This window comes from Aquimarina litoralis (genome assembly GCF_039523995.1).
Taxonomy (GTDB): domain Bacteria; phylum Bacteroidota; class Bacteroidia; order Flavobacteriales; family Flavobacteriaceae; genus Aquimarina; species Aquimarina litoralis.
The window spans coordinates 1,599,579-1,610,352 of sequence record NZ_BAAAGE010000001.1 but is presented as its reverse complement, the minus strand read 5'-3'; the positions used below and the strand labels follow the sequence as shown (position 1 = coordinate 1,610,352).

8 protein-coding genes are annotated in these 10,774 nt (G+C 31.9%); 4 read left to right on the top strand and 4 right to left on the bottom strand.

Annotation, left to right across the window (positions count from 1 at the left end; all coding sequences use genetic code 11):
- Positions 1-24: 24 nt before the first annotated feature.
- A complete protein-coding gene (locus ABD077_RS06445; RefSeq protein WP_343911536.1) occupies positions 25-828 on the bottom strand; it encodes a DNA/RNA non-specific endonuclease in 804 nt (267 codons plus the stop codon).
- Positions 829-1,247: 419 nt separating this feature from the next.
- Here ABD077_RS06445 and ABD077_RS06440 point away from each other — a divergent pair, with 419 nt between their 5' ends.
- Both ABD077_RS06440 and ABD077_RS06435 read left to right on the top strand, forming a co-directional pair.
- Positions 1,248-2,843: a vitamin K epoxide reductase family protein gene (locus tag ABD077_RS06440; protein WP_343911535.1), complete on the top strand. Its 1,596-nt coding sequence runs from the start codon at positions 1,248-1,250 to the stop codon at positions 2,841-2,843.
- 181 nt (positions 2,844-3,024) lie between these two features.
- Complete coding sequence (locus ABD077_RS06435; protein ID WP_343911534.1) at positions 3,025-3,201, top strand: hypothetical protein; 177 nt, start codon at positions 3,025-3,027, stop codon at positions 3,199-3,201.
- Positions 3,202-3,290: 89 nt separating this feature from the next.
- Here ABD077_RS06435 and ABD077_RS06430 read toward each other — a convergent pair whose 3' ends face one another.
- From ABD077_RS06430 to ABD077_RS06420, 3 genes are all read right to left on the bottom strand, one after another.
- Positions 3,291-5,771, bottom strand: coding sequence for a hypothetical protein (locus ABD077_RS06430; protein WP_343911533.1), 2,481 nt, complete (start codon positions 5,769-5,771; stop codon positions 3,291-3,293).
- A gap of 506 nt (positions 5,772-6,277) precedes the next feature.
- Positions 6,278-7,390 carry an ABC transporter permease gene (locus ABD077_RS06425; protein ID WP_343911532.1) on the bottom strand — a complete coding sequence of 371 codons (1,113 nt, stop codon included), beginning with the start codon at positions 7,388-7,390 and terminating at the stop codon, positions 6,278-6,280.
- Positions 7,391-7,399: 9 nt separating this feature from the next.
- Positions 7,400-9,538, bottom strand: a complete 2,139-nt coding sequence (locus ABD077_RS06420) for a carboxy terminal-processing peptidase (protein WP_343911531.1) — start codon at positions 9,536-9,538, stop codon at positions 7,400-7,402.
- A gap of 171 nt (positions 9,539-9,709) precedes the next feature.
- On the opposite strand from ABD077_RS06420, the gene surE reads away from it, so the two are divergent.
- The gene (gene surE, locus ABD077_RS06415) at positions 9,710-10,492 is read left to right on the top strand and encodes a 5'/3'-nucleotidase SurE (RefSeq protein ID WP_343911530.1); all 783 of its coding nucleotides are present in this window, start codon (positions 9,710-9,712) and stop codon (positions 10,490-10,492) included.
- Positions 10,485-10,766 carry a hypothetical protein gene (locus tag ABD077_RS06410; RefSeq protein ID WP_343911529.1) on the top strand — a complete coding sequence of 94 codons (282 nt, stop codon included), beginning with the start codon at positions 10,485-10,487 and terminating at the stop codon, positions 10,764-10,766. The genes surE and ABD077_RS06410 overlap by 8 nt, the downstream gene beginning before the upstream one ends.
- The last annotated feature ends 8 nt before the right edge of the window (positions 10,767-10,774 follow it).

The following is a 10,774-nucleotide window of genomic DNA, read 5'->3' as shown; positions in this document are numbered from 1 at the left end:
TAAAAAATCTTTACAGTACTTCAGTTAAAACTTCCATCCGTCAATACTAGAAGATTTCTCTAACTTTTCTTCTATATTATCAGGTAATTTTGAAAAAAAATCAATTCCAGTCAATGCTTCAATTTCATCTGTAGTGACGACAAAACTCTGAAGCGATTTATTGGTATCTTTATGAGGAATCAAAAAAGCTATCATCTTTGTGTTTTTGGCTTCTTTATCCAGAATAATTTTATAAAAATAGTCTGGTACTGTAACAGCTTCGTATCCAATTGTTTTAAGATCTTTGGATAAAACACCACCTGTAACTACATATACACCATCGTATTTTTTGGCCCAGTAGCGTACTTTTTGCTCTAGTCTATTCCATATCCCAGCATTAAAATCATGATCTTGCGGAGCGATATTAGAGGTAAGAAATGTTTCTTTAAAAGCCTTATAGGTAAATCTACGATCTCCAGCTGGACACAAATGACCTTTATCAAATCCAGATTTTTTATAATTCCGCCAATCCGCTGATGATGATCTTACTTTAGCATCCATTTCAAAAAATGGTCTTTTGTAATCATTCTTGGATAAATGCTCCTTTTTTAATTCATATGCCACCCATTCTGGTTGCTCATGTGTCTCAGAATAGGATAAAAAATAATTTTGATGGGTTACAATTGCACCTGTTGTAGAAGTAGGTAGATAAAAAAAACCAAATTCATCATCACCAATAGTATTATTTTCCATACTGTTAGGCTTCTGAGCATCTATATGTTTTTCTACATAATAGAAGCAAATAGTTACAATTATTACTAAAATTGGATATACAAATTTTCTTTTCAAATCAATCTCTTTTATAATTCATTCTGAGAACCACAAAAGTATCAAAAGCCTTAAACATGAAGAAACATTATTAGAAACCCATTCTTCATTCTTTTTAGGTTCTAAAACTTTAACATCTTCAAAAATACACTTTACTTTTAATCTTTATTTGTTTAATAATTTGAAAATCAATTATTTACAAATTAAAAATGATTTCAAATTTCAAAAATACGGTTATTACCTTATCATTTTATGTAATACCCTCATCGATATATTGCTCTAAAGTTTCTATTTTACAAAGCTTTTTTATCAGAATTATGAGTTTTTAAATCTTAATTCTTAATACTTTTATAAAAAATTATATAGGTGAAGCATGGGGTTCTTTACTTATAGTATATTTAATAGAATAAAACACACAAAACAAAAGATCTAAAGTATTCATGAAAAATAGTATTGAGAAAATAGTGGAAACAATTCTTATTCAAAACAGAATAGGTAATTACGATAAACAAGACCTTGAGCTTCAACTCCAAATCCATCCAAATTACCCAAGTTTTCAATCGATAACTGATACTTTAGATTATTTTGACATTGATAATATTGCAGTAGAAGTTCCAATAGATGCTTTAGATCAACTACCAGAAAGTTTCATTTCTTTAATACAAAAAGATCATGCAGAAGAAATTGTTGCTGTGATCAACAAAAATGGGACAATCCAACTAAAGCACACTGACCTTGAGAAAAAAAAGTTTACCTATGAGGAATTTAAAGAAATTTGGGTTCCAAAGGTAATTGCTGTTGAACATAGTACTGGAAACAGATCTCTTTTTTCTAAGGAGTCTTTGGTTCAAAACATACTGTTTGGAGCACTTTTAATAGGAGCAGCAGCATCTTTATTCTATCAACCTTTTAATGTATATCAAATACTTTTCTTACTATTATCTGTAACAGGAGTAGTTTTTGGTCTTTTTGCTGTTAGAGAAAGTCTCGGTATTCAATCTAACACCATGCACCAATTTTGTACTTCTGTAGGAAATTCTAATTGTGGAGATGTTATAAATAATAACACTGGTAAATTATTAAAGAATTTTTCTTTAGCAGATGCCAGCATCACCTTTTTCGGAATACTTACCATTTACCAACTATTTTATGGTTTTAATAGTACTTTACTAATACCTACAATTGCTGGAATTCCTTTCATCATTTATTCACTATACTCGCAAGCCTTTGTTATAAAAAAATGGTGTGCTATATGTTTAGCTATTAGCGCAATTTCAATAGGGTTAACAGCTATTTCACTTATTAATCTTCCTTTTACTTTTTCTATAGTTTCCATAGCTGGCTTTATAATGATTTCAGCACTAAGTATATTGGTTTACATGTATGTGAAAGAAAATATGGTTCAGAACAAAGACTATAAAAACGAGAATGTAAAATTAAATCACTTCAAAAGAGATCGTCAAATTTTTGATCATTTATTGAGCATATCCGAAAAAATTGAGGATAATAATGCAATTGCTAACGAAATAGTCTTAGGTAATCCAAATGCAAAATTTAAGATCATAAGTCTCACCAATCCAATGTGCGGTTATTGCAAAGGAGCTTTTGAAGCTTACACTCGAGTTTTAAGAACTATGAGTGATCAATTACAAGTAGTAATTAGATTAAAAGTAGCTCTAAATGACCTAGATAATCAAGCAACACAAGTAAGTTTACGCCTTATGGAAATATATCAAAAAGATGGTTCCGAAAGTTTTATAAAAGCTTACACTGAATGGTTCAATGACAGAACTTTCAGTAAATGGATAAAACAATATGGCGCACCGAAAAACGATAAAGTACATATAGAAACATTACAAAATCAATCTAATTGGGCAGAAAAAAATAATTTATTTTATACTCCTGCATCATTAATGAATACTTCTATCTATCCTAAAAAGTACAGTTATGATGAATTCTTTCATTTTACCAGTATGATGATAGAGAACCAACAAGAACAAGATTATGATGTAGAAAACCAACCTATGGAAGCATAATAATGTTGTAATTGGGGCTAATTACAATGTTATTTATCTTTTCTATATATACATAGAAAAGAACATTTTTGTAAAAGACGTATGTAAATACTCTTTTTCTTCACACACTCACTCAGACATTTCCCCGAATGTCTTAAAACTTTCGGGGAATATTTACAAACTCTTAAACCTTTAAAAAATTATGAATCAGATTAAAAAATTGAAAGGAGCAAAAACATTATCCAAATCACAACAAAAGGATGTACAAGGTGGTTTAGTGCTTACGAAACCTGGTAACACAAGAAGAAGATGTAATCCTGCATTAAGTTGTTGCTACCACAACGGAACTACATGGGTTCAAGGACCTCCATGCTTTTAACAACATAACAAACGTTATATTTTATTAAAAAGGAAAGGGAATTTATAAATTCCCTTTCCTTTTTAATAAATTCTGAAAACAAGAAGTTCCTAATCCAATTGTAAACTAGCAATAGAAAAATTATCATCAACAATCTTATGTAATTCAATTATTTTAATTGTTTTACTTTGATCAGGCATTCCATAACTTTTATATAATGTGCATTTAACAAAACGAGGAACATTATGATACTCATCATTTCTGGTATGCCCTTTAAGGTTTACTAACCAAATTCCAGGATCACTTTCTTCTAAAATAAATTCTTTGGTATTATACCCTTCTAACCTTTCTTTATTAAGTTCTTTTGGACTAGCACTGACTGAGTGTTGCCATGTAAAATATTTACCATTTGGATTAACAAACTGAATATCGAATTCACTTTGTGGATCATTCCATTCAAAAACAATTCTTCCATCTAAATCTTGCGCTTTACTATAAAAAGAAGGATGCAAATCTCTATAATCTACATCTATTTTATGTTTTGTCACAAGATATTTTATTTCTGTAACAGCAATCTGTAATACCGAATCACCAAAGACTACCCCAGGTATTTTATTATCTAGGATAAGTTTATATAGCGAAAATGCCTTTTTATAATCACCAATGGATACATAGCTTTGAGCAAGATCCATATATGATTGTGCTCTTTGAGGTTCTAGCTCACCAATTCTTTTATAAATCCTATGGGATACATGAAATCTCTCTTTCTCTTCGTAGAGAAATGCCAAGGCTCTTAGTGCTTTCGGATTATTATACGTTATCTCAATTCCAATTCCCAAAATTTCATAGGCGTATTTTTCTTCCCATTGTAAGAAATAGGTAAAAGCTTCCTTGTAAAAACTTATATTACTTTTATTTTTAGGCAGCTCTTCGAGATAGATTGACTTTGCCGTTTCAAAAGAAGCAGCAGTTAGCAGATTAACCGCAGAAGTCTCAAATTTAAAAGTCTCCTGATATTCCCTTGCTGAATTTTTATAATAATTGCCTTTTACTAATAAAGAATTTCTTTTTTCTTTTCTTTTGACAGATTCCAGATTTCGCATAGCAGCTTTGGTAGTTATATATAAAACTCCATTTCTAGCATTAGTCCCATAAATTGTATTCCCAGCTAAACCAGGAACCCAAGAAATACTGGCAACAATATTAGGATCAATAGTATTAATATCTCCAATAAAAACTGCTCCATCTACCACAACAGCTCTTCGATTGGATAGAATAAAACTAGAAGAACCTCGACCAAAACCATTAAAAAGCCCAGGAAACCTTCCTCTAATTAAATCTGGAACATTGATAGCAAACTTGTTAAAATCCTTATTATCCAATGAATAAACTCCATACCCTAAACTTCTCTTTTTTACAGGACCAATTCCCAAGCCTATAACCAGTTCTTTATTTTCTTCACTTTCTGAATTTAATATTACCTCGGACAAACTATCATATTTTGATCTGAGAGCAACTTTCATGTTTTGAGGTTCCTGAACCGTTACATCTTTAGGCTTTGTTACCAAAGATCGAAATTCCAGTACATCTCCTTTTTTTGCCTTAATGCTAAAAGTTCCATCTGATTTAGTATACGTATAATACAATTGACCTTTTACCATTACCTCACATCCCTGAAGAGGCTTCTTCCCTACTTTAACAACACCATTGATGCTCTGTTCGCCTACATCTTCCTTAACCAAAACATCTTGTGATCTTAGTACATCAAAAGAAAAATCTAACATTTTATACGGAACATTTTGCCAAGTATCCTGACTTGAGGATTTCAGATATGAAATCCCTAAATTTCTTGACATATTTAACTGTAATTGATTTGCATAATCACCATAGCTATCCAGCAATTCTATGCCCACAATAAACCTACTATTAACAATAATTTCTTGATTTCTTAGATCTATGACTTGTTCTCCAGATTTATCTTTAATACTATACAAGCAAGATTTAGTTATTTTTGCTCCAGGTATTCCAGATACCACACTGTAAAAGTTAATCCTTACTTTCGAACTATCCGCTTTGTGATTTGCTACATTAAATTTTAAATTTAGTAACTGAGTATCCTTATTTGAAGGTAAATCGATCAAACTTGCAAACTCAGAACCTTTCATACTCTCCTCTGACCAACCTATCTTATCCTCCGAAATATCTGTGGAACCCACCTGACCTTTAACAGTTACCTCTATCGCTTCTTTTTTGGTTATTTCTAAATCAATTGGAATCTTAGACAGGTAAAAAACCTTTGTTTTATCCATAATAGATTTAAGATCAGAGAAAGCTATCCTCAATGGATAATAGTTTTGTGATGTAATTTGTAGAGTATCATTGTTAGTAATGCGTTTTTCCAAAAATGACAATTCAAAATATCCTTCTTTATCCGTAACCGTACCCAAACCTCTATCTACAAAACCTACATTGACATATTTCAGTGGTTGACGCGAATTCCTATCAGCTACAACTGAACGTATTTGAATCATGGCTTGACTAAAAAGATTTCCCGAATAAAAAATTAACAGTGCTAAAAGTATTTTTTTCATATCCCCAATTTTTAATTATAAAATTATGTAGTTGATGAGTGATTGAGATCCAAGGGTTTTTAACACCTTTTCATATAGCTTTAAACACAACTAGTATCTGTGCTGTAAGACTAAAATGATCGTCGTCTCCCAGGAAATACTTTGATGAGATCAATAAAGGATGTACACTACATCATAAACATTAATTTATGTTATTAAATATAAGGATTAAAGGCTTTAAATAAAGTTAACTAGATGTTAATCAGTCTATTCCATTATCACTTGGTAATTTCTTAATCTGTTTAAGTAAAAAATGATTATAGAAATATACATTCATTACTCTTAAAATTGAAGATATTTTCTAGGTCTATATACGAACAATACTTATTCTCGACAAAGTCTAAAACACATGGTAACTGAGTTCAACTAGCCTCAATGAACTTGATTGATTAGGTTTGAACTTCTTGGTATTTTTGATTTATGAACACCTTATAAAAGTAATTGACAGTTTCCTTACTATAAATACTTTACCCTTTTACATCCAGAGCATCTCTTAATGCATTACCCATAAGCATAAAAGCCATAACTAGACTCATAATACCAAGACCAGGAATAATTGCCAAATACGCTTTCCCTAAAATGATATAAGAGTAATGATCTTTTATCATTGCTCCCCAACTTGCCATAGGTGGCTGTGCTCCAATACCTAAAAAACTCAATCCACTTTCGATTAGGATTGCTCCTGCAAAATTAGCCGCAGAAATGACAATTACTGGAGCTAAACTATTAGGAAGTATATGTTTTGTAATTATCCTAAAATGTGTGAACCCTAAGGCTTTCGCGGCTGTAACATACTGCATCTGTTTAATACTCAAAACCTGGCCTCTTACAACTCTAGCTACCTCTACCCACATTGTTAGTCCTACGGCAATAAAAACCTGCCAAAACCCTTTATCCAAAGCTAAGGTTATTGCTATCACTAGTAATAAAGTAGGTATAGACCAAGTAACATTTATGAGCCACATAATAAAGACGTCCACTTTACCCCCAAAATATCCAGCTAAAGCGCCCAAAGTTATTCCAAGAAGTAATGATATAAGCACAGCTACAAAACCAATAGAAAACGATATACGAATCCCTATGAGCATTCTACTTAACATATCCCTTCCATACTTATCCGTTCCCAGTATAAAAGTTCTATCATGAATAAATTGATTTTCGATTTCCTCTGAGCTTAATCCCTTTGGAAAACCAGATAATGCTATATTTTTAGAAACTCCAATAAGTTCTCCTTCTGTGTATGGTATTACATTTATTATTTCCTCATTAAAACTATAGGATTCTATAGGAATCTCGGTATCCATATTTTTTGTACCAAAAAAGATCTTACTCAAGTAAGACTGATCTGATTCTACTTGTGAAGGAATAGTGATCATTTTTACCGAAAACCCAGGTCCTTTTGAATGAATAGACAAATGCATCTGATTGGCATTTTTAGAACTATCAGGAGCCAGCATATATGCAAGGATCGCAATAAAAGCGCACATTACGATAAACCAAAAACTCAAAACGCCCCAAAAATTTTTATTAAATCTTTGGAGCGCTAGCTGTGTTAATGAATTTGATTTTGTTTCTTGCATTAAAGCATGTTAGTTCTTTAGCGTAAGTGGATTTTTAGATCTTCTAATATTATTAATTTTCATATCCTCTAAAACACTTAATGCTTCTTCTACATATACATCTTTACTAAGACTTTTATGCCATCTATTTCTTTTTTCTTCTAGAATTGAATCTTTTTTCATTAAATCCTTTTCATAAGGCAAAGATTCAAAAGTCAGATTTGTTTTATAATCATTTAAACGATCAAAACGTTTAGCTTGCTTCTCGTTAAGCTCTATATTCGCTTTATACTTATTATAATTAAGAGAATACTCGTTTACATCTCTTTTTTCTCTTACCCATCTAGCATTTTCATCTATCAATTTAAGCTGCTCATTAGTAGCCATACGAGCTTTACTTTTGTTTATAGTTTGGTCAAAATCTATATAACCATCCCATAAATTATAATCAGCAGCTGGAATTTTATCCCAAGGAAGTGGATTTTCCTGATCTTTCTCACCGATATCGATATAACTATATCGATCCGGAACAACTACATCACTCTTTACACCTTCTAATTGTGTAGATCCTCCATTTACTCTATAAAACTTCTGAGTCGTTAACTTAAGTGCTCCTAAATCTCCAAAATCGTTACTTCTCATCCATCGGTTCAGATCCATTACATTTTGTACCGTACCTTTACCGTATGTCTGCTTACTTCCAATAATGATTGCTCTTTTATAATCCTGCATAGCAGCAGCTAAAATTTCGGAAGCAGAAGCAGATAATTCATTTACCAAAATTACTAAAGGTCCATCCCACAAGATATTACGATCTTTATCACTTAATACTTCAGGAGTTTCTCCTTTTGTTCTTACCTGTACAATGGGTCCTTTATCAATAAAAAGACCAGCTATATCCACAACAGTTTGTAACGATCCTCCACCATTATCTCTAAGGTCTATTACCAGGCCTTCCATATCTTGTTGTTTCAAACGTATGATTTCCTGCTTTACATCCTTGGCCGCATTTCGTTGATTATAATCTTGCATGTTAAAATAGAACTTAGGTAAATTTATGATACCAAAATTCTTTCCATTTTTCTTTACAACAGAGGATTTAGCGTAGGTTTCTTCCAATTCAACAACATCTCTAACGATCTCCACGTTTTCAATCGTTCCATCGACTTTCTTTACGGTAAGCAATACTTTAGTTCCTTTTGGTCCTTTGATCAAACTTACTGCATCATCAAGTCGCATACCTACAATACTTACTGGCTCAACTTCATCTTCTTGCTTTACTTTCATGATAAAATCACCAACTTCTACTTTATTTCCTCTCCAAGCGGGTCCTCCAGAAATAATCTCGATAATCTTTACATTATCATTTTTCTTTTGTAATCTAGCACCAATACCCTCTAATTTACCAGACATCGCTATATCAAATCTATCTTTATCCTGTGGAGCGAAATAAAATGTATGAGGATCAAATTCTTCAACTATAGAATTTATGTAGATAGAAAACCAATCCTTTCGTTCTAAATCATCAGCAAATTCAAAATACTCTTTTAATGAAGTTTTTGTAATTTCTCGTGATTCTTCTTCAAGGATTACCGCAGATTTTCTTTCGTAACTTTTATTCTTGGTAATGGAGTCTATTTGCTCATCAACCTTATCATAATAACTGGACAATGCATTAAATTTTAATTGCAATCTCCATCGATTTTTCATTTCCTCTCTATCTTTTGCGTATGATAGCTTTTCGTAATCTGTATTTATCGACTCTTCTATATCAAAATTAAAAGGATGCTCCAAGATATCCTTGTACAAGGTTCTTGCTTCTTCCATTCTATTTTGCAGTCTTTCGTATGTGAGATTAAAAAATTCAATTTCTTTATCTCTAATTTGATCATCGATTAAAGTTTCAAACTCTTTAAATTCTTCAATATCTCTTTGATAAAAATATCGCTTCAATGGATCTAAAGCGTCTATGTAATCAACAAAAACATTTCTAGAGAAATCATCATTAATATCCTTTGCATCATAATGACCTTTACTTAATACATAACTAATAAGATCAATCAGTATTCGATCTTTGTCAGGGTCATTGTTGTCTACTTTTGTTGTAAAACTGCAAGAAGCAGCTGAAACGATTACGGTAAGCATCAATACCAAAAAACTCTTTTTCATACGCTCATTTTTAATTTAGGGGTGTTCATGGCAAAATACATTAAAAATCGTGCCAATAAGAGGTAATATTACTAAATTTTTCTTAAAAGAACTAATAATATATACTCCTGATTTAGAATTATATAATTAGAATAAAAAAAATGTATTTTTACCAGAGAAAAAAACAACCGCATGTCACAAGGAAAACCGTTGATTCTAGTTACGAATGATGACGGGATTACAGCCCCAGGAATTAGAATGTTAATCAACATAATGAATGAAATTGGAGACGTGTATGTCGTCGCTCCAGATAGCCCTCAAAGTGCTATGGGGCATGCTATTACAATAAACAGCACTCTGTATTGTGATGCTATTGTTGTGGATAAAAATGCTCCTCAAAAAGAGTATAGTTGCTCAGGCACTCCAGTAGATTGTGTTAAAATGGCAACAAGACAGATTTTAAAACGTAAACCTGATTTATGTGTAAGCGGAATTAATCATGGATCTAACTCGGCTATTAATGTCATTTATTCCGGCACTATGAGTGCTGCTGTGGAAGCAGGCATAGAAGGAATACCAGCTATCGGATTTTCGTTATTGGACTATAGCATCGATGCTGATTTTGAGCCCGCAAGAAAATACGTTAAAACAATTGTCGAAAATGTGCTACAGAATGGTCTTCCCAGAGGAATAGTACTTAATGTAAATATCCCGAAATTAAGCCAAGAAGAAATTAAAGGAATTAAAATTTGCCGGCAAGCAAATGCTCATTGGGTTGAAGAATTTGATAAAAGAACCAATCCTATGGGAAGAGACTACTACTGGCTTTCTGGAAAATTTATCAATGAAGATAAAGGCGAAGATACCGACGAATGGGCATTACAGAATGGTTATGTATCTATAGTGCCGACACAATTCGATCTTACTGCTCATCATTATATTCAAGAATTAAACAACTGGTCATTACATGATTAAAAAAGAAATTATAATCGGTTTTATTACCGGAATTATTGCAAACACTGTTGGGATTGCTTTATATATTTTATTGTTTTCGGAATTAAGTATTACTGAAACGTTAAAAACAGCTCAACAAAATAACTTTTTGGGAAGTTTAATCGCTTTAGGAGCGATTCTTAATCTCATAGTTTTCTTTTTATTTTTAAAACAGAACAAACCTTATAGAGCTCGAGGTGTTCTATTAGCTACCTTAGTAGCCGCAGTAGGAATTGCTATCAGCAAATTTGGTTAACACACTTT